At 72.8% G+C, this 26952-nt stretch carries 23 protein-coding genes; 9 read left to right on the forward strand and 14 right to left on the reverse strand.

The genetic code is table 11. The features are described from left to right. Positions 1-146 precede the first annotated feature (146 nt). Positions 147-974, reverse strand: a complete 828-nt coding sequence (locus tag SERN_RS00825; protein ID WP_135848252.1) for a class I SAM-dependent methyltransferase — start codon at positions 972-974, stop codon at positions 147-149. A gap of 136 nt (positions 975-1110) precedes the next feature. Further along, entirely contained in the window at positions 1111-2214 is a 1104-nt protein-coding gene (locus SERN_RS00830; protein WP_135848253.1) for an alpha/beta fold hydrolase, read from the reverse strand. 137 nt (positions 2215-2351) lie between these two features. Here SERN_RS00830 and SERN_RS00835 point away from each other — a divergent pair, with 137 nt between their 5' ends. Next, complete coding sequence (locus SERN_RS00835; protein ID WP_135848254.1) at positions 2352-3614, forward strand: winged helix-turn-helix domain-containing protein; 1263 nt, start codon at positions 2352-2354, stop codon at positions 3612-3614. A gap of 30 nt (positions 3615-3644) precedes the next feature. Here SERN_RS00835 and SERN_RS00840 read toward each other — a convergent pair whose 3' ends face one another. Then, the gene (locus SERN_RS00840; RefSeq protein WP_135848255.1) at positions 3645-5645 is read right to left on the reverse strand and encodes an HNH endonuclease signature motif containing protein; all 2001 of its coding nucleotides are present in this window, start codon (positions 5643-5645) and stop codon (positions 3645-3647) included. A gap of 144 nt (positions 5646-5789) precedes the next feature. Here SERN_RS00840 and SERN_RS00845 point away from each other — a divergent pair, with 144 nt between their 5' ends. Then, positions 5790-6467 (forward strand): HAD hydrolase-like protein, encoded by a 678-nt coding sequence (locus tag SERN_RS00845; RefSeq protein ID WP_135848256.1) that lies wholly within the window; start codon positions 5790-5792, stop codon positions 6465-6467. Between the two features lie 29 nt (positions 6468-6496). Continuing rightward, positions 6497-6928 carry a hypothetical protein gene (locus SERN_RS00850; protein WP_135848257.1) on the forward strand — a complete coding sequence of 144 codons (432 nt, stop codon included), beginning with the start codon at positions 6497-6499 and terminating at the stop codon, positions 6926-6928. A 16-nt stretch (positions 6929-6944) separates the two neighbouring features. On the opposite strand, the gene SERN_RS00855 is transcribed toward SERN_RS00850, so the two are convergent. Next, entirely contained in the window at positions 6945-7703 is a 759-nt protein-coding gene (locus tag SERN_RS00855) for an SDR family NAD(P)-dependent oxidoreductase (protein WP_135848258.1), read from the reverse strand. A 117-nt stretch (positions 7704-7820) separates the two neighbouring features. Continuing rightward, positions 7821-8645 (reverse strand): aldo/keto reductase, encoded by an 825-nt coding sequence (locus SERN_RS00860; RefSeq protein ID WP_233251378.1) that lies wholly within the window; start codon positions 8643-8645, stop codon positions 7821-7823. A gap of 298 nt (positions 8646-8943) precedes the next feature. Here SERN_RS00860 and SERN_RS00865 point away from each other — a divergent pair, with 298 nt between their 5' ends. From SERN_RS00865 to SERN_RS00875, 3 genes are read left to right on the forward strand one after another with little or no spacing between them, the layout of a single operon-like run. Then, a complete protein-coding gene (locus SERN_RS00865) occupies positions 8944-10059 on the forward strand; it encodes a putative F420-0 ABC transporter substrate-binding protein (RefSeq protein WP_233251379.1) in 1116 nt (371 codons plus the stop codon). Then, positions 10056-11171, forward strand: a complete 1116-nt coding sequence (locus SERN_RS00870; protein ID WP_135848261.1) for a putative F420-0 ABC transporter permease subunit — start codon at positions 10056-10058, stop codon at positions 11169-11171. The genes SERN_RS00865 and SERN_RS00870 overlap by 4 nt, the downstream gene beginning before the upstream one ends. After that, positions 11168-11935 carry an ABC transporter ATP-binding protein gene (locus SERN_RS00875; RefSeq protein ID WP_135848262.1) on the forward strand — a complete coding sequence of 256 codons (768 nt, stop codon included), beginning with the start codon at positions 11168-11170 and terminating at the stop codon, positions 11933-11935. The genes SERN_RS00870 and SERN_RS00875 overlap by 4 nt, the downstream gene beginning before the upstream one ends. Positions 11936-11944: 9 nt before the next feature. On the opposite strand, the gene SERN_RS00880 is transcribed toward SERN_RS00875, so the two are convergent. Further along, on the reverse strand, positions 11945-12727 hold the full coding sequence (locus SERN_RS00880; protein ID WP_233251380.1) for a DeoR/GlpR family DNA-binding transcription regulator: 783 nt from the start codon (positions 12725-12727) through the stop codon (positions 11945-11947). Further along, entirely contained in the window at positions 12724-13770 is a 1047-nt protein-coding gene (locus SERN_RS00885; RefSeq protein ID WP_135848263.1) for a zinc-dependent dehydrogenase, read from the reverse strand. Before SERN_RS00885 ends, SERN_RS00880 begins: the two co-directional genes overlap by 4 nt. Positions 13771-13972: 202 nt before the next feature. Here SERN_RS00885 and SERN_RS00890 point away from each other — a divergent pair, with 202 nt between their 5' ends. Further along, positions 13973-16024 (forward strand): PTS mannitol transporter subunit IICBA, encoded by a 2052-nt coding sequence (locus tag SERN_RS00890; protein ID WP_135848264.1) that lies wholly within the window; start codon positions 13973-13975, stop codon positions 16022-16024. 123 nt (positions 16025-16147) lie between these two features. On the opposite strand, the gene cofE is transcribed toward SERN_RS00890, so the two are convergent. The 4 genes from cofE to lipB form a co-directional block, all read right to left on the reverse strand. Continuing rightward, complete coding sequence (gene cofE / locus SERN_RS00895; RefSeq protein WP_135848265.1) at positions 16148-16936, reverse strand: coenzyme F420-0:L-glutamate ligase; 789 nt, start codon at positions 16934-16936, stop codon at positions 16148-16150. Beyond that, positions 16933-17937: a TIGR03557 family F420-dependent LLM class oxidoreductase gene (locus SERN_RS00900; RefSeq protein WP_135848266.1), complete on the reverse strand. Its 1005-nt coding sequence runs from the start codon at positions 17935-17937 to the stop codon at positions 16933-16935. The genes cofE and SERN_RS00900 overlap by 4 nt, the downstream gene beginning before the upstream one ends. 71 nt (positions 17938-18008) lie before the next feature. Continuing rightward, a complete protein-coding gene (gene lipA, locus SERN_RS00905) occupies positions 18009-18995 on the reverse strand; it encodes a lipoyl synthase (RefSeq protein WP_199241466.1) in 987 nt (328 codons plus the stop codon). Continuing rightward, entirely contained in the window at positions 18992-19660 is a 669-nt protein-coding gene (gene lipB, locus SERN_RS00910; protein ID WP_135848267.1) for a lipoyl(octanoyl) transferase LipB, read from the reverse strand. The genes lipA and lipB overlap by 4 nt, the downstream gene beginning before the upstream one ends. A gap of 87 nt (positions 19661-19747) precedes the next feature. On the opposite strand from lipB, the gene valS reads away from it, so the two are divergent. Beyond that, positions 19748-22504 carry a valine--tRNA ligase gene (gene valS / locus SERN_RS00915; protein ID WP_135848268.1) on the forward strand — a complete coding sequence of 919 codons (2757 nt, stop codon included), beginning with the start codon at positions 19748-19750 and terminating at the stop codon, positions 22502-22504. A gap of 43 nt (positions 22505-22547) precedes the next feature. Next, on the forward strand, positions 22548-24377 hold the full coding sequence (locus SERN_RS00920) for an AMP-dependent synthetase/ligase (protein ID WP_135848269.1): 1830 nt from the start codon (positions 22548-22550) through the stop codon (positions 24375-24377). 33 nt (positions 24378-24410) lie between these two features. Here the strand turns inward: SERN_RS00920 and SERN_RS00925 are convergent, their stop codons facing one another. The 3 genes from SERN_RS00925 to SERN_RS00935 form a co-directional block, all read right to left on the reverse strand. Beyond that, positions 24411-24746 (reverse strand): chorismate mutase, encoded by a 336-nt coding sequence (locus tag SERN_RS00925; protein ID WP_408640853.1) that lies wholly within the window; start codon positions 24744-24746, stop codon positions 24411-24413. Next, positions 24743-26032 carry an ATP-dependent Clp protease ATP-binding subunit ClpX gene (gene clpX / locus SERN_RS00930; protein WP_135848270.1) on the reverse strand — a complete coding sequence of 430 codons (1290 nt, stop codon included), beginning with the start codon at positions 26030-26032 and terminating at the stop codon, positions 24743-24745. Before clpX ends, SERN_RS00925 begins: the two co-directional genes overlap by 4 nt. Before the next feature lie 213 nt (positions 26033-26245). Further along, positions 26246-26923 (reverse strand): ATP-dependent Clp protease proteolytic subunit, encoded by a 678-nt coding sequence (locus SERN_RS00935; protein WP_135848939.1) that lies wholly within the window; start codon positions 26921-26923, stop codon positions 26246-26248. Between the last annotated feature and the right edge of the window lie 29 nt (positions 26924-26952).

Genomic DNA, 26952 nt, shown 5'->3' on the forward strand with positions numbered 1-26952 from the left:
GTGCCCTGTTCTTCCGGAGGCTCGCCGGTGATGGCCGGGTCGACGCCTGTGCGGTCAGTCTAGCGCCGGACCGGCCGTCCCCGTCGACAGCGTGGCGGTCGACGGCGTGGCCGCCGCGGCGCACCGCAGCGGTCACGCCTACCGAATCAGACGCGCGTGGCGGTCACCAGCAGGTACTCCCACCCCGTGGTGCCGTCGGCGTCGGCGAACCGGTCACCGAGCGCGGCGAGCTCCGCATCGAGTCGACCCGCCCGCTCGGGGTCGTCGGCGAGCGAGGTGAACACGGCGATCACCGGCCCGTAGTTCTGCTTGAAGAAGTCGCGGAAGGCGACCCCGGACGCGAACCGGTCCACGTGCAGCACCTGCTGGTGGGCGACGACGTCGCTCACAGCGTCCCCGAGCAGCTCGCGGACGTGGTCGGCGCGACCCCACAGGGGCGGCGGCTGCGCGCCGGGAGGCGGCGGTGGTGCGTACGGCTTCATCGTGGCGAAGAGCTGGCCGATGAAGCCCTCGGGCGTCCAGGCGAGCAGACCGATCCGCCCGCCCGACCGGGTGACCCTCAGGAGCTCGTCGGCCGCCGCGGCGTGGTGCGGGGCGAACATGACGCCGACGCAGGAGATCGTGGCGTCGAAGGAGGCGTCCTCGTACGGGAGCGCCTCGGCGTCCGCCGTCTCCCACCGCAGCTCGAGACCCTCGCGCTCGGCGAGGCCCCGGCCGACCTCCAGCAGCTCGGGGGTGAGGTCGGAGGCGGTGACCGCGGCACCCCGGCGCGCCGCGGGCAGCGACGCGTTGCCTGAACCCGCGGCGACGTCGAGGATGCGGTCCCCGGCCTCGATCCCCGTGGCGGCCACGAGAACCTCTCCGAGGTCCCCGATCACCTCCGAGGCGACGGCTGGGTAGTCGCCGAGCGCCCAGAGCGCGCGGTGGCGGGCCTTGAGGGCGAGGTCGTCGGGGCTGGTGGTGAGCGTGGTCATGGTGGACTCCTTCGTCGGTGGGAGCCTCGACGCTAGGAGCCGGCGCCGTCCGGCACATCGGTGCCAGCCGCCAGGGTGCCGACGTCCGCTGCACGGTCGGGCGGCTGACGCGTAGTGGTGGGGCGGGCGCGCGGCGTCAGTCGGACGAGTCGGCACCGTAGGACAGGAGCCGCGCGACGGCCGCGGTCCTCGCCGAGCGACCGTGCAGGTCGAGCTTGACGTAGACGTTCTGCAGGTGACGCTCCACGGTCCGCACGCTCAGGGTGAGTCGCCGGGCGATCTCGTCGTTCTCCCTGCCCTCGGAGGCCAGGCGGAGCACCTCGATCTCCCGGTCCGTGAGGAGGACGAGATCGCCGTCGACCGCCTCCTCGTGGGCCGCGGCGCGGTCGGGTGCCAGGAACTCGGTGATCTCCCGCAGGAGGACCGGCCAGGCGCTCTCGGCCTCGAGGACGATGTGGTTATCGCTCTCCAGCGCCACGAGCCGCGCGTCCGCGATGTGGGTCGCAAGGTAGCGGGCCTTGTCGAACGGGTTCATCCGGTCGCCGCGGCTGTGGACCACGAGGGTGGGCAGCGACAGCGCGCCGAGCAGGGGCCGGACGTCGGCCCGGGAGCGGATCTCGCGGGCCAGCATCGCGGTCTCGGCGCTGACGGCCGAGCGCTGGAGCTCGTCCAACCAGTGCATCTGCTCCTCGGTGGCGCCCGGGATCATCAGACTGGTGAAGACGCGGCGGAACTCCGGTGTCGGACGCTCCCACCCCACCCGGATCAGGGCCTGGAACGTCCGATCCAGCTCGACCTCCTCCGGTGTCGAGCTCGCGAGCGGATCCGCGTAGCTGCCGTAGAGGATGAGCCGGCTCAGCCGCTCGGGGTGCCGGGCGGCGTAGGCGATCGAGACCGGACCCGCCTGCGCCATCGCCATCAACGAGAACCGGTCGAGGCCCGCGTGGTCGGCGACCGCCTCGAGGTCGGCGATCCGGGCCTCGAGGGAGTGGTCGACGACGTCCCGGTCGGACAGCCCGTGACCCCGCTCGTCGAAGCGCACGAGCGTTGCGATCTTGCCGAGCTCGACCAGGTAGTGGCGCCAGACGGGACTCGTCCAGTCCAGCTGGAGGTGGCTGAGCCAGCACCCGTCGAGCAGGAGCGGCGGACCGCTGCCGTGGACCGCGTACGCGATCGTGACGCCGTCGAAGGAGTGGCAGAACCGGATGTCCTGCACGCTGCTCGATCTGGCGGTCGCCATGCCGTGATGCTAGACCCGCCGGTCCCGCGAGGGGCAGGGGGCTGCTGCGGGTCCGGGCTGGGCTGCGGGTCGGGGCTGGGCCTGCGCTGCCGCCCGCCGCGCCGCCGATGACGGAGGGGGTCGGTAGCGTGCCTCGCATGGAGGAGATCTCGGCCGCGCTGGCGCGGCGCATCGCGCTCGCGGCGCAGGGCTTCGGGCGGCCGCGTCGAGCGGAGGCATCGGCGGTCGGCACGCGGCAGCTGCGCTCCGCCGTCGAGCGGCTGGGGGTGCTCCAGCTCGACTCGGTCAACGTGTTCGAGCGCAGCCACTACCTGCCGCTGTTCGCACGGCTCGGCCCCTACGACAAGGCGTTGCTCGACCGGCTGACGTTCACGGCGCGGTCGCCGTTCATCGAGTACTGGGCGCACCAGGCGTCGCTGGTCCCGGTGACGGACTGGCCGCTGTGGCGCTGGCGGCAGGAGGCGTACCGCGAGCGTGGGACCGAACCGGACTCCTGGGCGGCGCAGCACCCCGAGATGCTCGACCTCCTGCGGCGCGAGCTCGCGACGCAGGGTCCGCTGACCGCAGGCGCCGTCGAGCACGACGCCGCCGGCCGGACCGGACCGTGGTGGGGCTGGTCGGACGTGAAGATCGGGCTCGAGACGCTGCTGCTGCAGGGCGAGGTGGTGGCTGCCGGACGGACGAACTTCCAGCGCACCTACGACCTGGTGGAACGACGGGTGCCCGCCGAGCTGCTTGCGACCGAGGTGCCGCGCGCGGACGCGATCCGCGCCCTGGTGCTGATCTCCGTCCGCGCCCTCGGCATCGGCACGCTGCGCGACGTCGCGGACTACTTCCGTCTGCTGCAGGCCGACGCGAAGCGTGCGCTGGTCGAGCTCGTGGCGGTGGGACTGGTCGCACCCGTGCGCGTCCGCGGCTGGGGTCCGCCTGCGTTTCTCGACGTCGACGCGCGCCGCCCCCGGCGGACCGAGGCGATGGCCCTGCTGTCGCCGTTCGACCCCGTGGTCTGGGAGCGGGAGCGCGCGTTGCGGATGTTCGGGTTCCACTACCGGATCGAGATCTACACGCCTGCGCCCAAGCGGGTGTTCGGGTACTACACGCTGCCGCTGCTGCAGGACGAGGCGCTGGTCGGGCGAATCGACCTCAAGACCGACCGGCAGGCCGGCGTGCTGCGCGTGCAGTCAGCCTGGCGTGAGCACGCCGATGCCGACGGCGCCGGCGGGACGGGGGCTGGGGCTGGGGCTCGGGCTGGGGCGCATTCCGTGGACCTCGAGCGCCTCGTCGCGCACCTGCGCGAGATCGCGACGTGGCAGGGCGTCGGCGAGGTCGAGGTCGTCGGACGCGGGGACCTCAGCGCGGACCTGGCCGGCGCACTGGGCGTGCGTGCGACGACGGGCTGAGGTCGGGCTGAGGCCCTCGGCCCGGGTGGATCACGCGGCGGAGCGTGGCGCCGCCGAGACACCGACGGGCCACAGGTCGTCCACCGCGGGGTCGTCGGCCTCTGCGTCGTCGAGGTCGCGGAGCCGACGGTCGACCTCGCTGTCGCGCAGGCGCGGGACGGCGCGGGTCCTGCCCCACCGGGCGACACCGGCACGTGAGGTACCGGGCAACGCCGTCCGGGGACGGGTGCTCGGATCCGCCTTACCGGTGCTCCGACCGTCGTTCTCGCGGCCGATCACACCGTCGGGCGTGGACCACAGCGTCTGTCCCAGCGGCGTGCGCCACCGGCGGGTGCCGTCGGGGGCGACGACGAGCTCGTGCCCGGCGTGGGTCCTGAGCAGGTGGTGCCGGCGGCAGAGCGCGTGCAGGTTGTCCGCCGCAGTCGGACCGGCCGGCCACGGCACCAGGTGGTCGACGTCGCACCGCGCGGCAGGGACGTGGCATCCGGGCACGACACAGGTGACGTCCCGAACTCGGACGTGGCGATCGAGCTCGGCACTCGGACGGTAGGAGTCCACCGACGGCGGAGGTTCGGCGTCCCGGTAGACCGGCTCGGTCACGCGGACCCACGGCGCGGCACCCATCAGCGACCGCACCACCGCCGGGCTCACCGCGCCGTAGCCCACGAGCTCGGGCGCGTCGATGCCGGGCCGCATCACCGGCGGTGTGGACCAGTCCACGTACGGATCGTTGCCAGGGTCGAGGCCCTGGGGTAGCCGCTCGGCCGGGTCCGGCGCGACCAGATGCGGCCGCACCGGATCGAAGACGGGTGGGTCCCCCTCGGCACGGGCGACCTCGACCACGTCCCACGGGTCGCGCTCCCAGGCGTACAGATCGTGCCTGGCCACGTCACCGAGAGTGGTTGCGCCGTCACGGCCCTGCTGCACCGCGGCCGTCGCGATCACCGACAGGTCCGCGCTTCGCCCGGAGAAGGTGACGGGGACGGCCTTGGCCGAGACCGTCGGCCCGCTCATCAGTGGCACCCGACCCGGCACCGGCGTCGGCACTGACATCGGCATCGGCATCGGCATCGGCACCGGATCAGCGCTCCGCCTCCTGCGTGACCTGCCTCGGCGAGGGCGCACCACGCGGATCGCCTCGAGCGGAAGCATCGGCAACCACCCGTCGGTCAGTGCGCGAGCGCCCATCGAGGCGAGCGCATCCGCGCGCAGATTCTCCAGCGTGCGTCCGTCACCTCCGGCCCGCGCGGCACGGGCCGCGGCCTCGCACGCCTGCTCGAGGGCCACGGCATCGGGCGCGGCGAGCAGCGCCGAGAACGAGGCCATGCCGTCGGGCAGCACTCGCACGCGGTTCACCCGGCGGCGCAGGACGGCGCGCTCGTGCCGCGCGTCGGCCTCCCCCGGGTCGACCTGGTGGATGACCTGCTGGACGCGACGCCGCAGCCCGGCGTGATCGAGGGACGGCGCCACGGGAAGCACCTGCTCGCAGACGGCGAGGGCGACGTGCGGTTCCTGGTCCCCCAGCGCCTCGGCCAGGATGGACGCCTTGCCGGCGTCGATGCGGCCGGCGCTCAGCTCGTCGTCGACGGGAGAGAGCACGTCCCCCAGGAGGCGACCCTCCTCGATCAGCTGCTGTCCGCGGCGGCGCGAGACGCCGAGGCGGAACCCGATCTCGTCGGCCGCGGCCTCGACGCGCCGACCCCCGGCCGTCCGCCACGACGGCGACAGGGACGGACGAGCCGCGAGCACCGCCGCCCACGCCCGCACCTGCGCCTCGGCCGCGGCGGCCTGGCGCGACCACGCCGCCATCACCTCGAGCACCTCGGCGTTCGTCAACGAACCCCCGTCCTGGTGCTGGAGGTCCCGGAGAGCGTCGAGGGCGGCGTGCTGGCTGACGCCGGGTTCGAGCGTGAGGCTGAAGGTGTCACCCAGACTCGTCCGCGAAGCCTCCTCGAGCGCCTCGCCCCAGAGCGGCAGCGTGACGGCGTCGTCGCCGCCCACATCACTACCGCCACCGCCGCTCGTGTACATGTGTTCGATTCTAGCGACTCGCGGGCCTGAACGGAAGGGCTGTGGAGAGAGACCACGATGTTCGGCACGCTCGACGGACCGTGACCGGCACCCCCTGACATCGCGCGCTCCACCGCCCACCCGCCACCCTGAGACGATGGACCCGTGACCGCCCCCCTCGTCCTCCTCGACCTCGACGGCACCCTCGTGGACTCCCTCCCCGGCATCACGGCCTCCGTCGCGACCGCCCTCGCCGAGCACGGCCTCCCGGTCCCGGACACCGCCGGTCTGCGTTCCTTCGTCGGACCGCCGATGCCCGCCTCGATGCGCGCCCACTCCGTCCCCGAGGACCTGCTGACCGACGTCATCGCCACCTACCGCCGCCACTTCACGGCCGGAGGCATGTGGGACAGCAGCGTCTTCCCCGGCATCCCGGCCCAGCTCGAGGCGCTGCGTCGCGCGGGCTGCACCCTCGCCGTCGCGACCTCGAAGCCCGAGGTCTACGCGCGGCCGATCTGCGACCGCTACGGGATCACCGCGTTGGTCGACGGCGTGTACGGCGCCCCGCTCGACCACGTCCCCTCGTCCAAGGCCACGGTCATCGAGCACGCGCTCACCTCGCTCGGCATCGACCCGTCGGCGGACGGACGCCGGACCCTCATGGTCGGCGACCGTCACCACGACATCACCGGCGCCGCCGAGCACGGCATCCCGTGCCTCGGGGTCGCCTGGGGCTACGCGGAGACGGACGAGCTGGCCGACGCCGTCGGTGTCGTCGACGACGTCGCGCACCTCGCGGCGCGCATCCTCGCCGAGCTGGGGCGCGCGGCACCGACGGCCTGACCCGACGCCACGGGTCTACGCTCGGCGCCATGGCGCGCAGCGACGAGGATCCGGCCACCGTCCAGGACATCCACGACACCGCTCTGGCGATGCCCGACGCCGAGCGCGGCACCAGCTTCGGCACGCCGTGCTACCGCGTGGCGACCCACCCCTTCGTCCGCTGGCGGGAGCCGCGGCCCGACGCCGTCGACGAGCGGACAGGTGAGCGGCTGACGGACGTGATGGTCCTCTGGGTCGGCGGCGAGGCCGACAAGCGCGGTCTCATCGACGACCCCGCGACCCCGTTCTTCACCCTGCCCCACTACGACGGGCACCCCTCCGTCCTGCTGCGGGAGGCCGACGTGGGGCGGCTCTCGGTGGCCGAGGTGCGCGAGGTGGTGCAGGACGCGTGGCTCGCTCAGGCGCCGGTGCGCCGCCGTCGGGCGTGGCTGGAGGTGAACGGACTGGGCGAGGAGGGCTGACCCGCCCCCGACCGACCTACTCGGCGACCTCCCGCGCCACCAGCGTGCTCGTCGCCTGCGCGCGCGGCCGCACGACGACGAGATCGACGTTCACGTGCGAGGGCCGCGTCAGCGTCCAGGAGATGACGTCCGCGACGTCGTCGGCCACGAGCGGCTCGGGCACCCCGGCGTACACCGACGCGGCGCGCTCGGCGTCGCCGCCGAAGCGGTTCAGCGAGAACTCCTCCGTCGCCACCATCCCGGGCGCGACCTCGATGATGCGGACCGGCCGCCCGACGAGCTCCTGCCGCAGCGTCAGCGGGATGAGCCGCTCGGCGTGCTTGGCGGCGGTGTAGCCGCCCCCGCCCGGGTAGGGCTCGAGCCCCGCCGTCGACGTCACGACCAGCACGTCGCCGCCACCGTCGGCCTCCAGGTGAGGGAGCAGCGCCTGCGTCACCCGCAGCGTGGCGAGCACGTTGCGGTCGTACATGTCCGACCAGTCCTGCACGGATCCGGTCGCCACGGGGTCGGCCCCGATGGCGCCGCCGGCGTTGTTGACGAGGGCGGCCAGCGGACCGCCGTCGACGACAGCGGCGGCGAGTCGCGCGACGTCGTCGTCCCTCGTCAGGTCGGCCGCGACCCAGGTGCAGCCCGTCTCGGCCGCGAGCGCCTCGAGGCGGTCGGTGCGGCGCGCCGTCGCGACGACGTCCCAGCCCTCCGTGCGCAGCCGACGGACGGTCGCCGCGCCGATGCCGCTCGAGGCTCCGGTCACGAGGGCGCGGGGGGTGGTGGTCATGGGAGCTCCTCGGGTGGGACGGCGGGGTGGGGTCTGACGGCTGGTACGGCGAACGCCGCCCACCATCGTGTCAGGCACGACGGCGGACGGCGTCCGGTGCTCACGACGCGCTGCGCGTCAGTTCAGGTCCTCGGGGTTCGGGCCCGTGCGGCCGTCCTCACCCTTGTCGAGCGCGTCGATCCGCGCGATCTGGTCGGCGCTGAGCTCGACGTCGCCCGCGGCCAGGTTCTCCACGATGCGCGACGGCGTCACGGACTTCGGCAGGATGATCTTGCCGGTCGCGAGGTGCCACGCGAGCACGGTCTGCGCCGGGGTGGCGCCGACCTCGGCCGCGACGGCCTCGACCGTCGCGTCGCCGAACAGCTTGCCCGAGGCGAGCGGGGACCAGGACTCCACCACGATGCCGCGCTCGGTCGTCGCGGCGACGGCCGGGTTGGCGAAGTAGGGGTGGACCTCGATCTGGTTCACCACGGGAGCGACGCCGGTGCGCTCGACGAGCGCGTCCAGGTGGGCGGCGTGGAAGTTGGAGACGCCGACCGAGCGGATGCGACCGGCGGCCTTCTCCTCCAGCAGCACCTCGTAGGCGTCGAGGAAACCGGCAGCGCTCTTCGCCATCGGCCAGTGGATCAGCATCAGGTCGACGTAGTCGGACTGCAGCAGCTCGAGCGTGCGCGCGACCGAGGCGCGGGTGTCCGCGGGGGCGTGCGCGTCGTTGTTGACCTTGCTGGTGAGGAACACGTCGCCGCGGTCCAGGCTGCTCGCGGCGACGGCGGCGCCGACGCCACCCTCGTTGCGGTACATCTGGGCGGTGTCGATGTGGCGGTAGCCGGCCTCCAGGGCGGCGGCGACGGCGGCCTCGGTCTCGTCGGGCTTGACCTGCCACACCCCGAAACCGATCTGGGGGATGGTCGAGCCGTCGGACAGTTCGATGGTGCGAGCCACGGGGCTTCTCCTTGGTCGTGGGTCTGGGCTGCTCCGCGATGACGCTGCGGGGCACTCAGGGGACAACCGCGAGCGGCGCTCCGTTCTTCCCCTCCCGGTCGACCTAGACTGGAGGTCGGCAGCACGGGACGCGACCTCGCCCCGGAGCACGGGACCGGACATGGTCCCGCAGCAGCCACTCGGGAGCCCCTGGCCGCTCCCCCACCCCGTGACGTGGCGCCACCGCGCCCGCGCCGACGCCGTTCGCCCGACCCCACCCGTGGCCGCGCGACGACACCGACAGCCAGGAGCCCCTCCCGTGACCGCACGCCCCACCCGTCGCCCCACCCGCCGCACGCTCGTCCCCGCCGGCGCCGTCCTGCTCGCCACCGCCCTGCTCGCCGCGTGCGGCACGAGCGGTTCCGGCGACGGCGACGCGACGTCGTCCGCCCCCTCGGATGCCCCCTCGGACGCCCCCACGGACGCGTCCTCGACGCCCACCACCCCCGCGGGCTACACCGCCTTCACCGCGGACAACTGCGGGTTCTCCGTCGACGTCGAGGCCGCCCCGGAGCGCATCGTCACGATCAAGTCGGCCATGACCGACCTCGTGCTCGCGCTCGGCGCCGGTGACCGCCTGGTCGCCACCGCCTACCCGGACAGCCCGCCGGTCGACGCGGCCGACGCCGATCTCGTCGCGTCGCTGCCCGTGCTCGCGGACCGCGTGCCCACCAACGAGGCCGTCCTCTCGGTCGAGCCCGACCTCGTCCTGGCCGGCTGGGAGTCCAACTTCTCCGCCGACGGCGCGGGCGAGCGCTCTGCCCTCACCGACCTCGACGTGGCCACGTTCGTCGCGCCGAGCGCGTGCACGCAGGCGCCGTACCTGCCCGATCCGCTCACGTTCCAGGACGTCTTCGACGAGGTGACCCAGGTGGGTGACCTGCTCGGCGAGAGCGAGGCGGCGCAGGAGCTCGTCGCCACCCAGACCGCGGCGCTCGAGGAGCTGCGCGCCGAGCGCGCCGGCGCGTCCAGCACGGCGGGCGACCCGGCCACCGCGGCGACCGCCCTGTGGTGGTCCTCGGGCTCGGACACCCCCTACGTCGGTGCGGGCACCGGCGCGCCGCAGATGATCATGGACGAGGTCGGGCTGACGAACATCGCCGGCGACCTCGCGGGCGGCTGGGGTCCGTACTCGTGGGAGGCCGCCACGGCCGCCGACCCCGACGTCATCGTCCTGGTCGACTCCAGCTGGAACACCGCCGAGAAGAAGAAGGAGACGCTGGCGGCCAACCCCGTCACCGCCTCGCTGCGGGCGGTCCAGGAGGAGCGCTACCTCGTCGTGCCGTTCGCGGCGACCGAGGGCGGTGTCCGCAACGTCGAGGCGGTCCGCACGCTGACCGAGCAGCTCACCGACCTGCAGGCCGCCGGCGCGTGAGCACCGCCGTCCACCACGAGCCTCCGGTCGGGCGCGGTGCCACCACCGCACCCGACGGCTGGTCCCGCGCGCGGGCACGCTCGTGGTGGACGGGCCTCGCGCTCGCCGTCGTCCTGGCCGCGTCCGCCGTCCTCGCACTCACGCTCGGCCCCGCCGACATCACCCCCGCCGACATCCTCGGTTCGGCCAGGCACCACCTGGCCAACCTCGTCTCGTTCACCGGGGTGAGCGCGCCCCCCGACCCCCTGACGCGGATCCAGGACGCGATCGTGTGGCAGGGCAGGTTCCCGCGCGTGGTCGCCGCCCTCGGCATCGGCGCCGGCCTGGCTCTCACCGGCGCCGTCATGCAGGCGCTGCTGCGCAACCCGCTCGCCGACCCCTACCTGCTCGGGATCTCCTCCGGCGCGAGCGTCGGCGCCGTCGCGGTGCTGGTGCTCGGCGTCGGGGTCCTGCTCCCGGTGGCGGCGTTCGCCGGGGCGCTGCTCGCGCTCGCCGCCTCGCTCACGCTCGCCGGGGTGGTCTCGGGTGGCCGCCTCACCCCGGGGCGGACCGTGCTCGCGGGCGTCGCCGTCGCCCAGGCGTGCTCGGCCGTGACGTCGTTCGTCATCTTCACCTCCGTCCAGGGCGACTCCTACCGCGAGGTGCTGGGCTGGCTGATGGGCACGCTCGGGGGTGCCACCTGGCGCAGCGCGGTGATCGTGTGGGTGGCGCTCGCCGTCGTCGGCCTCGTGCTCCTCACCTCCGGTCGGACGCTCGACGCGTTCGCGTTCGGCGACACCTCGGCCGCCAGCCTCGGCATCCACGTCGCGCGCACGCGCTGGATCCTGCTCGGGCTCGTGGCGCTGCTGGTGGGTGCGATGGTCTCGGTCAGCGGGTCGATCGGGTTCGTGGGGCTGGTGGTGCCGCACGCCGTCCGGCTCCTCGTCGGAGCGCGCCACGTGCGCGTGCTACCGCTCGCCTGCGCGCTCGGCGCGCTGGTGCTGCTGTGGGCCGACACGGCCGCGCGCACCGTGATCGAACCGCGCGAGCTGCCCGTCGGCATCCTCACCGCAGCCATCGGCGCGCCCGTGTTCGCGCTGCTCCTGGCGCGACGCCGGGGAGGGATCGCGTGAGCGTCCAGATCACGGGCGTCACGTGGCGGCTCGAGGGCCGCGCGATCCTCGACGACGTCGCTCTCACCGCCCCGGCCGGGGGCGTCACCGGCATCCTCGGGCCGAACGGGTCGGGCAAGTCCTCGTTGCTGCGCACGCTGGTGGGAGCGCTCGACCCCGACGCCGGGGCCTGGCTGCTGGACGGTGAGGACCTGCGCCGCCTCACCCGGCGCGAGCGCGCCCGACGGCTGGCGCTGGTGGAGCAGGAGGCGCCGACCGACGTCGCGCTGCGGGCGATCGACGTCGTGCTGCTGGGCAGGACCCCGCACCGCTCGCGCTGGAGCGCCGACTCGCGCGAGGACGAGGCCCTCGCCCGCGAGGCGCTGCGGCGGTGCGGCGCGCTCGAGCTCGCGGGCCGCGACGTCGCCACGCTCTCGGGCGGCGAGCGTCAGCGCGTCCACCTGGCGCGGGCACTCGCGCAGGAGCCCCGGCTGCTGCTGCTGGACGAACCGACCAACCACCTCGACGTTGCGGCGCAGCTCAACCTGCTGCGGCTCGTCGCGGACCTGCAGATCACCAGCGTGCTGGTGCTGCACGACCTGAACCAGGCGCTGCGGTGGTGCGACCACGTCGTCGTGCTCGACGCGGGGCGGGTGGTGGCTGCTGGCGACCCCGCCACGGTGCTCACGCCCGACCTGATCGCGGAGGTCTACGGTGTGCGCGCCGAGGTGGTGCGCACCGCCCTCGGCGAGCCGGTCCTGGCCTTCTCGAGCCCGGTGGACTGACGGCCGGCGTCAGACGCGGACGACGGCGACGCCCGCCGCGTCCAGCGCGTCAGCCGTCTCGTCCTCCAGGCCGGCGTCCGTGATCCACAGGTCGACGTCGCTCGGTCGGGCGAACCGGTGGAAGCTGAGCTGACCCGCCTTGGAGGAGTCGGCCAGCACCACCGTCCGACGGGCCGCGGCGATGAAGGCGCGCTTGGTGGCCGCCTCGACCTCGTGCGGGGTCGTGAAACCGCGGACGACGTCGACGCCGTTGGTCCCCACGAACGCGACGTCCACGACGAGGTCGGCGAGCGCGTGCTGCGCCCACTCCCCCACGGCGGCGCCGGTCCGGCGTCGCAGCCGGCCGCCGAGGAGGAACAGCGAGACGTCGGAGCGCTCGTGCAGGAGCGCCGCGATCGCCACGGAGTTGGTCACGACCGTGAGGTCGCGGCCCCGCGGCAACGCCTCGGCGAGCGCCACCGTGGTGCTGCCGGCGTCGAGGAGGATCGTGCCGTCGTCGGGCAGCTCCTCGAGCGCGCGCCGCGCGATGCGGGCCTTCTCCTCGGACAGCCGCTCCATGCGCCGCTCGAGCGTCGGCTCGACGCCGAGGCGTTCGACGGCAAGCGCACCCCCGTGCACCCGGCGCACCAGACCACGCCGCTCGAGCGCGGTCAGGTCGCGCCGCACGGTCTCCGGGGTGACCTGGAGGGACTCCGCGAGCGACCCGACCTCCACCCGGCCCTGGGACCGGGCGAGCTCGAGGATGGTGTGCTGGCGCTCGGGGGCGTACAGCGCCGGGGGCGCCTGGGTCACGGCTCGACCGTCACCTTGATGGCCTCGCCGCGCGCGACGATGTCGAACGCCTCGAGCGCCTGCTCGAGCGGGACGTGGCGCGTGATGAGGTCCTTGACGGGGATCTGGCCGCTGGAGATGTACTCGAGCGCGCGCTTGTGGTGCGCGGGGGCGCTGCCGTTGGCGCCGTGGATGTGGAGCTGGCGGTAGTGCACGACGTTGGAGTCGAGCGTGATCGTCGGGTCGGTCTTGGGCAGCCCGCCGAAGAACGAGATCCGGCCGTTGCGGGCAGCCATCGCGACGGCCTGCTCCTGCGTGATGTTGGCGGGGGTCGCCGTGATGATGACGTCGGCGCCGCGGCCGTTCGTCAGCTCGAGCACGCGGGCGACGACGTCCTCCTGGGAGGCGTCGATGACACCGTCGGGCTTGACCGCCTCGGCCGACATCGCCAGGCGCTCGGCGTTGACGTCCACCAGCCACACCGGGCCGACGTTGTGCACGCCGCGTGCGATGCGGATGTGCATGCAGCCGATCGGGCCGGCGCCGAAGACGACCGTGAAGTCGCCCTCCTCGATCCCCAGCTGCTCCTGGGCGTTGATGGCGCACGCGAACGGCTCGGCCGCGGAGGCCTCGTCGAAGCCGACGTTGTCCGGCACGTGGTTGAGGCCGTCGACCGCGAGCACCTGCTCCGGGACGATCATGAACTCGGCGAAGCCGCCGTCGTACTGGTAGCCGACCGAGGTCTGGTTCTGGCAGACCTCCATCCAGCCCTTGCGGCACTCGTGGCACTCCCCGCACGGCACGGCGGCGATGACCTGCACGCGGTCGCCGACGGCGAAGCCGCCCTTGGCGTCGGCGCCGACCTCGACGACCTCACCCGCGACCTCGTGGCCCATCGTGGTCTCGCGCGTGATGTTGACGTGTCCGTTGTTGCGGATCTTGACGTCGGTGCCGCACGTGGAGCAGTTGCGGACGCGGATCTTGACCTCGCGGACGCCGCACTCGGGCTCGGGGACGTCTTCGATGCGGACGTCGCCGGGGGCGTGGAAACGCAGTGCCTTCATGGTTGCTCCGTTCGTCCGGTGCGGTCCGGACGGCTGCGTCCCGGAGCACCTGCGTGTGTCGTTGCGTGCGCCCACAGTCTGCCTGAGTGGGAACGTGTGGTCAATCGCTCTTGACCAGCCCCGATTCGGACCGATATAAACAGGAACACAGATCAACGGGGATCGGTCGAGGAGCGCTCTCGGCCCCAGCGAAAGGCAAGGCATGACCACCACCACGACGGCTCCGCCCACGGAGCGGGGCGGCGCGCGGGTCGCCGTCCAGAAGTTCGGCACCTTCCTGTCCAACATGGTGATGCCCAACATCGCGGCGTTCATCGCGTGGGGCCTCCTCACCGCCCTCTTCATCGGGCCCGGGTGGCTCAACGGCGCCACGCCGGAGACACCCGATCGTCCGGCCTTCGACGGGCGGTTCGCCCCCGACAGCTGGGTCGCGCAGATCGGCGGCTGGGGCGACTTCGCCGACGGCGGGATCGTCGGCCCGGCCATCACGTTCCTGCTGCCTATCCTCATCGGGTACACCGGCGGCTACATGCTCTACAAGACGCGCGGTGGCGTGGTCGGTGCGATCGGCACGATCGGCGTCGTCGCCGGTGCGGGCATCCCGATGTTCATCGGCGCCATGATCATGGGTCCGGTCGGTGGCTGGGCCATCAAGAAGCTCGACGCCCTCTGGGAGGGCAAGATCCGGCCCGGCTTCGAGATGCTCGTCAACAACTTCTCCGCCGGCATCCTCGGCGCGATCCTCTCCTTCGGCGCGTTCTTCGGCATCGCGCCCATCGTCGAGTGGCTGACCGCGCGGCTGGGCGACGGCGTCGGCTGGCTCGTCGACAACGGCCTGCTCCCGGCCACCTCGATCCTGGTCGAGCCGGCCAAGGTGCTCTTCCTCAACAACGCCATCAACCACGGCGTGTTCACGCCGCTGGGCTCGGCGGAGTCGACGGAGACCGGCAAGTCCTTGCTGTTCCTCATCGAGGCCAACCCCGGCCCGGGCCTCGGCCTGCTGCTCGCGTTCGCCGTCGCCGGTACGGGCGTGGCTCGCGCCTCCGCCCCCGGCGCGATCATCGTGCAGTTCCTCGGCGGGATCCACGAGATCTACTTCCCGTACGTGCTGGCCAAGCCGCGCCTCATCATCGCCCTCATCCTGGGTGGCGCGACGGGCGTGCTGACCAACGTCATCTTCGGCTCCGGCCTGGTGGGACCGGCGGCCCCCGGGTCGATCTTCGCCGTGCTGACCATGACCGCCCCGGGGAGCCACGTCGGCGTCATCCTGTCGGTCGTCGCCTCTGCCGCCGTCACCTTCCTCGTCGCGGCCTTCCTGCTGCGGATCGACAAGAACAAGGACCTCGACCTCGACGCCGCGACGGCGCAGATGGAGTCGAACAAGGGCCGGAAGTCCTCCGTCGCCTCGATGCTGAGCGGCGCCGGGGCCTCGGCCACCGGTCCGATCCGCAGCATCGTGTTCGCCTGCGACGCCGGCATGGGCTCCTCCGCCATGGGCGCCTCGGTGCTGCGTCGCAAGGTGCAGGCCGCCGGCCTGGAGGGTGTGACCGTCGTCAACAAGGCGATCTCGGACCTCACGGACACCTACGACCTCGTCGTCACGCACCAGGACCTGACCGACCGGGCGCGGCAGCGCACCGGCTCGGCGATCCACGTCTCGGTCGACAACTTCATGGCGTCCCCGCGCTACGACGAGGTCGTGGAGCTGGTGGGCGAGCGCAACAACGGCGGCTCGCCGTCGTCCGCACCTGGCTCGGGCTCGCCCGAGTCCTCCGCCACGGTCGGCGGCGGCGCCCACGCGGGCGGCGTCGCGACGGCGACAGCCACCCGGGACTCCGTCCTGGACCGCGAGTCGGTGGTCCTGGAGGGCACCGCGACCACGCGTGAGGCCGCGATCGAGGAGGCGGGCGCGCTGCTCGTCGCCGCGGGTGCAGCCACGACCGCCTACGTCGCGGCCATGCACGAGCGCGAGGCCTCCGTCTCGACGTTCATGGGCGAGAGCCTCGCCATCCCCCACGGCACGAACGAGGCCAAGGGTGAGGTGACCCGCACCGCCGTCTCCTTCGTCCGCTACCGGGACGGGATCGACTGGGGTGGCGAGCAGGTCCGCTTCGTCATCGGCATCGCCGCGACGGGTGACGAGCACCTCGCGCTCCTGCAGCAGGTCGCCGGCGCGTTCCTCGACGCCGACTCCGTGGACCGGCTCGAGAGGGCGACCACGGCGGACGAGGTCAAGGAGATCCTCGACGCCTGACCCGCGCACCCGGCGGGACTCCGGCTGGACCCACGAGGGCCGCGGACGCTTCGGCGTCCGCGGCCCTCGCCGTCGTCGAGCGCACGAGAAGTACCTCGCGAACGCTAGAAAGTGCCTCGCGGATCAGTCGTGGAGCGGGAGGCCCTCGCGGCCGCGTTCGTACGCCTCGCGGGAGCCGAGCGCGAACATGTCGTCGGGTCCCGTGCGGTTGAGGCCGCGAGCGCCCGGCCCGTCCTCCTGCGTCACCACGTGCGCCATCCCGCGCACGACGGCCAGCGGTCGCCCGCCCGTCGGGCGCTTGAGCAGGTCGGCGGCCGCGGCGATCTCGTCAGCGACCGCGACGACGGTGGTCTCCAGGGGGCGACCGGCGTCGTCGGGCGTCCCGCGCAGGTCGTCGAGCACCGTGATGCCCGCGGCCCCGATCGCGAGGTCGGTGACACCGCTGCGCCACGGCCGCCCCGCGGAGTCGGTGAGGATGACACCGGGGCGCACGCCCCCGAGCCGGGCCGCGAGACCGCGCCGCAGCCGGCGAGCGGAGTCGTCGGGGTCCACGGGCAGCAGCAGGATCGTGCCCGCGTGCGTGTTGGAGGAGTCCACGCCGGCCGCGGCCATCACGATGCCCTGCCGGTTCTCCACGATCCGCAGCCGCGAGCCGTCCGCGTTCTCGCGCGAGGCGACCACGCGCACCGACTCGGAGTCGATGGCGTCCTCGCGGTCGTCGGCCCGCACCAGGCGGCCCTCCGCCTTCGAGACCACCTTGGAGGAGAGGACGACGACGTCGCCCGCGTCGATCCCGATGCTCCCGTCGGGCCACACGAGGTTCGCGAGCACGGGCACGAGGACAGCGGCGAGCTCGGTCGAGGACGTGATGGCGGGAACGCCCTCGGGGGCGAGGACCTGCAGCGCGCTCACCGGTGCAGGTGCGGCAGCACGTCGCGGCCGAAGGTCTCGATCCACTCGGCCTGGTTGCGCCCCACGTTGTGCAGGTAGACCCGGTCGAAGCCGAGGTCGACGTACTTCTGGATCTCGGCGCGGTGGACGTCGGGGTCCTCGGAGATGACCATCCGGCCCTCGAAGTCCTCCGGGCGCACGAGCTTGGCCATCGCGGCGAGGTCGAACGGCGATCGGATGTCGCCCTTGGGGAACTTCATGCCGCCGTTCGGCCACTGCGTCAGGGCGTTCTCGAGCGCCTCCTCGTACGTGGGCGCCCACGAGAGGTGGAGCTGGATCAGCCGCGGCATGGTCGAGGGGTCCTTGCCCGCCTCGCGCGCGCCGGCGTCGAACTTCTCGAACAGGCCGGAGATCTTCTCGAGCGGCGCCCCGACCGTGATGAGCCCGTCGACGGTGCGGCCGGCACGCTTCGCGGTGACGGGTCCCGCCGTGGCGACGAGGATCTCCGGCGGCGTCTCCGGCATCGTCCACAGGCGCATCGACTCGAGCTGGAAGAACTCGCCGCGGTGCTTGACGTCCTTGCCCGCGAGCGAGCCGGTGAAGAGCTTCTGGATGATCTCGATGGCCTCGAACATCCGGTTGATGCGCTCGGGCGCCTCGGGCCAGTAGCCGGCCGTGATGTGCTCGTTCAGGGCCTCACCGCTGCCCAGCCCGAGCCAGTGCCGCCCCGGGTACATCGCGGCGAGCGTCGCGGACGCCTGCGCGACCATCGCGGGGTGCCAGCGCATCGAGGGGCAGGTGACGCCGGGGCCGAGGTCGCCCTTCGTCGTCTGACCGAGTGCGGACAGCACGTTCCAGACGAAGGCGGCCTGGCCCTGCGCCGGTACCCACGGCTGCACGTGGTCGGCCGCCATCACGCCGGAGAAGCCGTGCTTCTCGGCGAGCGCGGTGTGCTCGATGATCTCGTTCGGGCTGAACTGCTCCAGGGCTGCGGCGATGCCGACGGTGAGGGCGGAGGTCATGCCTTCCATCCTCGCACCGTCCGGTCCGGCGGCGCGTGGCCGCGGGTGGTGCCCGACGCCGGCGCCGGCCTTCAGCCGACGGCCTGCGCGGGCGTCGCCGCCTCGGCCAGGGGTCGCAGGTGGTCGGGGATCTCCCGACCCCGCGCCACCATCGAGCGGGCCCACAGCCGCCCGGCCCGGTAGGACGAGCGCACCAGGGGTCCGGCGAGCACACCGAGGAAGCCCAGCTCCTCCGCCTCGGCCGAGATCTCGACGAACTCCTCCGGACGCACCCACCGTGCGACCGGGAGGTGGCGGGGCGAGGGCCGCAGGTACTGGGTGATCGTGATGATGTCGGTCCCGGCGTCGAGCAGGTCGCACAGCGCCTCGGTGATCTCGTGGCGCTCCTCCCCCATCCCGAGGATGAGGTTGGACTTGGTGATCATCCCGGCGTCGCGCCCCTGCGTGATCACGTCGAGCGAGCGCTCGTAGCGGAACGCGGGCCGGATCCGCTTGAAGATGCGCGGCACGGTCTCGACGTTGTGCGCGAACACCTCGGGGGCGGCGTCGAACACCTGCGCCAGGTGCTCGGCCCGACCGGTGAAGTCGGGCACGAGGATCTCGACGCCCGTGCCCGGGGCCTGCCGGTGGATCTCCCTGACGGTCTCGGCGTAGAGCCAGGCGCCCTCGTCGGGCAGGTCGTCGCGTGCGACGCCGGTGACGGTGGAGTAGCGCAGCCCCATCCTGGCCACGGACTCCCCGACGCGGCGGGGCTCGTCGACGTCGTAGTCCGCGGGCCTGCCCGTGTCGATCTGGCAGAAGTCGCACCGCCGCGTGCACTGCGAGCCACCGATGAGGAACGTGGCCTCGCGGTCCTCCCAGCACTCGAAGATGTTGGGGCAGCCCGCCTCCTGGCACACGGTGTTCAGTCCTTCGCTGCGCACCAGGTCCTGCAGCTCGCGGTACTCGGGGCCCATGGTCGCCCTGGTCTTGATCCACTCCGGCTTCTTCTCGATCGGGGTGGCCATGTTGCGGACCTCGAGCCGCAGCAGCCGGCGGCCAGCGGGCTCGGCGCTCACGCGGCCACCGCCACGTCGAGCAGCGCGACGGCGGGCAGCGCGGCCGCGAGCGCCGCCGTCGTCGGTCCGACGACGTCGCGCACGGTCAGGCACGAGCCCGCCTCGTGCGCCAGGGTGGTGACGCCGGCGTCGCTGATGCCGCACGGCACGATCCGCTCATAGGGCGCGAGGTCGCAGTCGACGTTGAGCGCGAAGCCGTGCATCGTCACTCCGCTCGCGACGCGGACGCCGATCGCCGCCACCTTCGCGGGCGGCCCGTCCGGCCGCTGGACCCAGACGCCCGAGCGCCCCTCGACCCGGGTCCCCGCCACACCGAAGCGCTTCAGCACGGCGATCAGCGCCGCCTCGAGCGCGCGGACGTAGGCGACGACGTCGACCGGTTCGCGCAGCCGCACGATCGGGTAGCCGACGAGCTGGCCCGGACCGTGCCACGTCACGCGGCCACCGCGATCGACGTCGACGACGGGGGTCGGGCCCGGATCGGCCGGGTGCTCGTCGCGCCGTGTGCGGCGCCCGGCGGTGTAGACCGGCGGGTGCTCGCACACCAGGAGAGTGGCCGACCGCGCACCCGCCACGACCTCGGCGTGCAGCTCGCGCTGGAGGTGCCACGCCTGCCGGTACTCCAGCGGGGAGCCGTCGAGACCCCGCTCCAGGATCGCCATCATGCGGCGAACCTAGCATAGTTGGACGGCGTCCAACTATTGCCGAAGCGTCCGACGGCGCGCCCACGCGCTCTCTGGGATGATGGAGCCATGACCAAGGCTCCCCAGGGCACCGGTGTGCCCACCCACACCTCGACCGACTCCGACCACGGCCTGCTGGACGCCGTCGTCGTCCCGGACCGCGTGGGCGTGGAGGGCCTCGAGGAGCGCTGGGCGCCCGAGTGGGACGCCCAGCAGCTGCACGCGTTCGACCGCACCGCGGAGCGTGCGTCGGTGTTCTCCATCGACACGCCTCCGCCGACCGCGTCGGGCAGCCTCCACATCGGCCACGTGTTCTCCTACACGCACACCGACGTCGTGGCCCGCTTCCAGCGCGCCCGCGGCAAGGACGTCTTCTACCCCATGGGCTGGGACGACAACGGCCTCCCCACCGAGCGCCGCGTGCAGAACTACTACGGCGTGCGCTGCGACCCCTCGCTGCCGTACGAGGGCGACGACTTCACGCCGCCGCACTCCGGCGGCGCCACGAGCGTCAAGGCCGGCGACCAGGTGCCCGTCTCGCGCCGCACGTTCGTGCGTCTGTGCGAGCAGCTGACCGCCGAGGACGAGAAGCAGTTCGAGGCGCTGTGGCGCCACCTCGGCCTCTCGGTCGACTGGAACCACCAGTACCAGACCATCGGCGCGACGGCCCGCGCCGTCGCGCAGACCGCGTTCCTGCGCAACCTCGAGCGCGGCGAGGCCTACCAGGCCGAGGCCCCCGGGCTGTGGGACGTGACGTTCCAGACCGCGGTGGCCCAGGCGGAGCTCGAGGCCCGCGACTACCCCGGGCACTACCACTCGCTGGCGTTCCACGGCACCGGCGACAACGCGGGCCAGGACGTCACGATCGAGACGACGCGCCCCGAGCTGCTCGGTGCGTGCGTGGCCCTCATCGCCCACCCGGACGACGAGCGCTACCAGCACCTGTTCGGCACCACCGTGACCACCCCGGTGTTCGGCGTCGAGGTGCCCGTGCTCGCGCACCCCGCCGCCGAGGCGGACAAGGGCTCGGGCATCGCGATGTGCTGCACGTTCGGCGACCTCACGGACGTCATCTGGTGGCGCGAGCTCGACCTCCCCACGCGCTCGATCGTGCAGCGCGACGGTCGCCTCACGCGCGAGGTGCCGGAGTGGATCACGTCGGAGGGCGGCCGCGAGGTGTTCGGCGAGCTGCTCGGCAGGACGACCTTCTCGGCGCGCACGGCCGTCGTCGACGCGCTGCGCGCCTCGGGCGAGCTGCTGGACGAGCCGCGCGCCACGCAGCGCAAGGCCAACTTCTTCGAGAAGGGCGACAAGCCGCTCGAGATCGTCACCTCGCGCCAGTGGTACATCCGCAACGGCGGTCGCCAGGCGCCGGGCCGCGACCTGCGCGCCGAGCTGCTCGCGCGCGGTGACGAGCTGGAGTTCCACCCGGACTTCATGCGCGTGCGCTACAGCAACTGGGTCGGCGGCCTGAACGGTGACTGGCTCGTCTCGCGCCAGCGCTTCTTCGGCGTGCCGATCCCCGTCTGGTACCCCGTGGGCGAGGACGGCGAGACCCGCTGGGACTCCCCGCTCGTGCCCGACGAGGCGCAGCTCCCCATCGACCCGAGCTCCGACGTGCCCGCCGGCTACACGGGCGATCAGCGCGGCGTGCCCGGCGGCTTCGTCGGCGACGCCGACATCATGGACACCTGGGCCACCAGCTCCCTCACTCCGCAGATCGCCGGCGGGTGGCTGCACGACACCGACCTGTTCGAGCGCGTCTTCCCGATGGACGTGCGACCGCAGGGCCAGGACATCATCCGCACCTGGCTGTTCTCCACCGTGGTGCGCAGCCACCTCGAGTCCGACGCGCTCCCTTGGAAGCACGCGGCGATCTCCGGCTGGATCCTCGACCCCGACCGCAAGAAGATGAGCAAGTCCAAGGGCAACGTCGTCACGCCCATGGACCTCCTCCTCGAGCACGGGTCGGACGCGGTGCGCTACTGGGCCGCCTCGGCGCGCCTGGGCACGGACGCCGCGTTCGAGGTCGGCCAGATGAAGATCGGCCGTCGGCTCGCGATCAAGGTCCTCAACGCGAGCAAGTTCGCGCTCACGGCCTCGGGCGAGAACGGCGCCGTCGTGCTCGACCCCGCCGCCGTGACCGAGCCGCTGGACCGCGCCCTGCTGGCTGATCTGGCCGACGTCGTCGAGACCGCCACCGCCGCGTTCGAGGACTTCGACCACGCTCGCGCCCTCGAGACGACCGAGACGTTCTTCTGGACGTTCTGCGACGACTACCTCGAGCTGGTCAAGGACCGCGCCTACGGCCGTGGCGCGACGGGCACCGACGGCGAGATCGAGGAGCTCACCCCGGCGCAGATCGCCTCGGCGCGCGCCGCGCTCGCGCTCGCGCTCGACGTGCTGCTGCGTCTGTTCGCACCGTTCCTGCCCTTCGCGACGGCCGAGGTGTGGTCGTGGTGGCGCAGCGGTTCGGTGCACAGCGCGCCGTGGCCCACCACCGACGCGCTGCGCGCCGCGGCCGGACCTGAACGCACGGGTGACCTCGACGGCCTCGTGGCGACCGCCGGCATCGCGCTCGGCGCCCTCCGCAAGGTCAAGAGCGAGGCCAAGGTCTCCCAGCGCGCGCCGCTGCTCGACGTCGCCGTGCTGGCGACCTCGGTCGCGGCCGTCCAGGTGGAGACCGTCGCCTCCGACCTGCGCGCCGCGGGCAAGGTCCACGGCCCGATCGCGGTCGAGGTCGGCGAGCCGACGTCGGCCGACGGCGAGGGCGTGCGCCTCACCGTCGCGCGGGCGACCCTGGGCGAGGCGCCGCCGAAGGGCTGAGGCGCCCGCCGTCGAACCTGACGTCCGCTGGCAGGATGGAGGCATGACGCAGCTCTCCGCGACGCCCGCCGTCGTCCCGTACGACCCGGCCGTCTCGATCCCGGGCGCCCTGCGCGACCGGGCCGCCGCCCACCCCAACGCGACGATGCTCGAGCGGCGGGTCGCGGGTGCGTGGACGCCGGTGACGGCCTCGGAGTTCGCGCACGAGGTGACCGACCTGGCCCGCGGGCTGGTGGCGTGGGGCCTGGAGCCCGGCGACGTCGTCGCCATCATGGGGCGCACGAGCTACGAGTGGACGCTGGCGGACTTCGCGATCTGGACCGCCGGCGGTGTGCCGGTCCCGATCTACGAGACGTCCTCGCCCGACCAGATCTCCTGGATCGCGGGCGACTCCGGCGCCGTCCTCGTGCTCGCCGAGACGGACGAGCACGCGGCGCGGCTGCGCGAGGCCGACGTCGCCTCCGTCCGCGAGATCGTGACGTTCAACCACCTCACCGACGTCGCGGCGCGCGCGTCCGAGGTGGACCCGAGCGCCGTCGCCGCCCGGACCGCCGCGCTCACGGGTGACGACCTCGCCACGATCATCTACACCTCGGGGACCACGGGCCGGCCGAAGGGCGTCGAGCTCACGCACGGCAACTTCGTCTACCTCGCCCGCAACGGCGCGCGTTCGGACCTGCACGACGTCGTCTCGCTCCCCCACTCGCGCACGCTGCTGTTCATGCCGCTCGCGCACGTGTTCGCGCGCTTCATCGAGGTGCTGTGCGTCATCGAGGCCGGCGTGCTCGGGCACTCGCCCGACACGAAGGACCTCGTGGCCGACCTGGGGTCGTTCAGGCCGACGTTCCTGCTCGCCGTCCCGCGCGTGTTCGAGAAGGTCTTCAACTCGGCGCAGCAGAAGGCCGTGGCCGGCGGTGCGCTGAAGAAGCGGTTCTTCGGGTTCGCCACGCAGACCGCCATCGACTACTCCCAGGCCCTGGCGACGCCGACCGGACCGTCCGCCGCGCTGCGGGCGCGCCACCGCGTCGCCGACCGTGTCGTGCTGAGCAGGCTCACGGCCGCCATGGGTGGCGCGCTGGAGTACGCCATCTCGGGCGGCGCGCCGCTCGGCGCCCGCCTGGGCCACTTCTACCGCGGCATGGGCGTGACGATCCTCGAGGGCTACGGCATGACCGAGACGACGGCGCCCACCACCGTCAACCTGCCGAGCGACGTCCGCATCGGGACGGTCGGACCGTCCTACCCGGGCACGCAGGTCCGGATCGCCGACGACGGTGAGATCCAGGTCGCCGGACCGCACGTCTTCCGCGGCTACCACGGCAACCCCGAGGCGAGCGCGGAGGCGTTCACCCCCGACGGCTGGCTCCGCTCCGGCGACCTCGGGGCGCTGGACGACGCCGGATACCTGACCATCACGGGCCGCCGCAAGGAGATCATCATCACCGCGGGCGGCAAGAACGTCGCCCCTGCGGTGCTCGAGGACGGCCTGCGCGGCCACCCGCTGGTCTCCCAGGTCGTGGTCGTCGGGGACGGCCGGCCGTTCATCGGTGCCCTCGTGACGCTCGACGCCGAGATGCTGCCCGGCTGGCTCGCCGGCAAGGGTCTCGGCAACCTCACGGTGGCGGAGGCGGTCCGCTCGCCGCAGGTGCAGGACGCGATCGTCCGGGCCACGCAGCGCGCCAACGGGGCCGTCTCGCGCGCGGAGTCGATCCGCCGGGTGCGGATCCTCGACGTCGACCTCACCGAGGCGGGCGGCTACCTGACGCCCTCGCTCAAGGTGAAGCGCGACGTCGTGCACCGCGACTTCGCCGAGCCGATCGAGCAGCTGTACGCCCCGGGAGGGAACGGTCTGGACGTGCCGGTGACGGACTGAACCGGCCGCGCGGTGGGGTGGGCGCTCGCCCGGTCAGACCTGCGCGGCGATGTCCTCGTGGTGGCGGATGACCTCGGCCACGACGAAGGCGAAGAACTTCTCGGCGAACACCGGGTCGAGCCCGGCGTCCTCCGCCAGCACGCGCAGCCGCGCGACCTGACGCGCCTCGCGGCCGGGGTCGGACGCCGGAAGCGCCAGCGCGGCCTTCAGGACCCCGACCTGCTGCGTCGCCTTGAACCGCTCGGCCATCAGGTGCACGAGCGCCGAGTCGATGTTGTCGATGCTGTGCCGCAGGCGCGCGAGCTCGGGAGGCACAGGCGGCACGGTCGGCACCGAGCCGCCGGCGCCGACCGCGACACCCTCGCTCACGCCGGGGTCTTCTCGCGTGCGGGACGCTGACTCTTGGCCGACGGCGAGCGGAGCACGAGCGTCGGAGCGATCCGCTCGGTCACGCACTCCTTGGTGATGACGGCGCGCTCGACGTCGTCCCGGCCAGGGATGTCGAACATCACCTGGAGGAGGACCTCCTCCATGATGGCCCGCAGACCGCGGGCCCCGGTGCCGCGGGCGAGCGCCTGCTCGGCGATCGCGGCCACGGCGTCGTCCGTCAGCTCCAGCTCGACGCCGTCGAGCTCGAACATCCGCTGGTACTGGCGCACGAGCGCGTTGCGCGGCTGGGTCAGGATCGTGACCAGCGCGTCCGTGTCGAGCTTGCCGACCGTGGCGACGACGGGAAGGCGACCCACGAACTCGGGGATCAGCCCGAACTTGTGGAGGTCCTCCGGACGGACCTGGGCGAACAGGTCCTCCTTGTCCGTGTCGTGCAGCGGCGCGTTGAACCCGACGCCGCGGCGGTGCGTGCGCGAGGCGATGATCTCCTCGAGCCCCGCGAACGCGCCCGCGACGATGAACAGCACGTTGGACGTGTCGATCTGGAGGAACTCCTGGTGCGGGTGCTTGCGTCCGCCCTGCGGCGGGACCGAGGCGACCGTGCCCTCGATGATCTTCAGCAGAGCCTGCTGCACACCCTCGCCCGAGACGTCGCGCGTGATGGACGGGTTCTCCGCCTTCCGCGCGATCTTGTCGACCTCGTCGATGTAGATGATGCCGGTCTCGGCGCGCTTCGTGTCGAAGTCTGCGGCCTGGATCAGCTTGAGGAGGATGTTCTCGACGTCCTCACCCACGTAGCCGGCCTCGGTCAGCGCGGTGGCGTCGGCGATGGCGAACGGCACGTCGAGCATCTTCGCGAGCGTCTGTGCGAGGTAGGTCTTGCCGGTGCCGGTGGGGCCCATCAGCAGCACGTTGGACTTGGCGATCTCGACGCCGTCCTCGTGGAGCCTGGTGGGTGCGCCCTGCGCCTGCACGCGCTTGTAGTGGTTGTAGACCGCGACGGAGAGGGACTTCTTGGCGGAGTCCTGGCCGACGATGTACTCCTCGAGGTGCGCGTAGATCTCGCGCGGGGTCGGGAGGTTCGTCAGGTCGGCCTCGACACCGGCGGGCTCGGAGAGCTCCTCCTCGACGATCTCGTTGCACAGCTCCACGCACTCGGTGCAGATGTACACGCCGTGGCCGGCGATGAGGCGCTTGACCTGCTTCTGACTCTTGCCGCAGAACGAGCACTTGAGCAGCTCGACGGGATCGGTGGGGTGGGCCATCGACTCTCCTCCCCTCGCTCGCGCGGCGCTGCCGCGCGCGTGTCGTCGGTCCGGTGACCGCCGAGGCGGATCCTGACCGGGGTCCTTCGTGAACCATTCCACCCTACGTCGGACGCGTCCGCCAGAGGGGTTGCCCCGAGGACGCGTGTCGCGACCCGGATGCGCGTCGGGCCGCCGCCGACACCAGCGGCGACGGCCCGAGGACGAGGCGCCTCAGCGAACGGGCGCGACGACCTTCTTGCGGCTCTCGAGCACCTGGTCGACGATGCCGTACTCCAGCGCCATCGGGGCGGTGAGGATCTTGTCGCGCTCGATGTCCTTGCGGACCTGGGCGGAGTCCCGGCCGGTGTGGGCCGCGAGGGTGTCCTCGAGCCACTCCCTCATCCGGATGATCTCGTTGGCCTGGATCTCGATGTCGGACGCCTGGCCGTAGCCGCCACCGGACATCGCCGGCTGGTGGATCAGGACACGGGCGTTCGGCAGCGCGAGGCGCTTGCCCGGGCTCCCGGCGGCCAGGAGCACGGCCGCGGCCGAGGCGGCCTGGCCGAGGCAGACCGTCTGGATCTGGGGGCTGATGTACTGCATCGTGTCGTAGATCGCCGACATCGCGGTGAACGAGCCGCCGGGCGAGTTGATGTACATCGTGATGAGGCCGTCGGGGTCCAGGCTCTCGAGCACGAGCAGCTGCGCCATGACGTCGTCGGCCGAGGCGTCGTCCACCTGGACGCCGAGGAAGATGATGCGGTCCTCGAACAGCTTGGTGTACGGGTCCTGACGCTTGAAGCCGTAGGCGGTGCGCTCCTCGTACTGCGGGAGGATGTAGCGCGAGGACGGCGTCGGCGCGGCGAGCCCGCCGAAGCCGGCGGGGGCGGTGAGGTGCGTGGACTGCATGGGGGTCACGGGGTCTCTCCTAGGTCTCG

The organism is Serinibacter arcticus (assembly GCF_004786095.1).
Classification (GTDB): domain Bacteria; phylum Actinomycetota; class Actinomycetes; order Actinomycetales; family Beutenbergiaceae; genus Litorihabitans; species Litorihabitans arcticus.